Genomic DNA, 273 nt, shown 5'->3' with positions numbered 1-273 from the left:
AACTTGTCGGAAGCTGCATCTTTTTGAAAGTAACGATCGGCCGAGCCGCGCGCCATCGCCCCAAGACTGCCCATGCCCCGAGAGGATTTGAACGACCGGCCCTGATAGAGGATCACCTCCCCGGGGGACTCGTCGGTGCCCGCGATCATCGAGCCGACCATGGCGCAGCTTGCACCTGCGGCGATGGCCTTCGCGAAGTCGCCGGAATACTTGATGCCGCCATCGGCAATCACCGGGGTTCCCGTGGCCTCTGCCGCTTCCGCGCAATCCATG

At 63.4% G+C, this 273-nt stretch carries 1 protein-coding gene; it reads right to left on the bottom strand.

All coding sequences use genetic code 11. The annotated features are described in order from the left end of the window. Positions 1-273: IMP dehydrogenase (locus E0702_RS17410; protein ID WP_205742061.1), on the bottom strand; the 273-nt coding region annotated here is incomplete at both ends.

Source organism: Halomonas marinisediminis (genome assembly GCF_004347715.1).
Lineage (GTDB): Bacteria > Pseudomonadota > Gammaproteobacteria > Pseudomonadales > Halomonadaceae > Halomonas > Halomonas icarae.
This window is presented reverse-complemented; position numbering and strand designations above follow the sequence as displayed.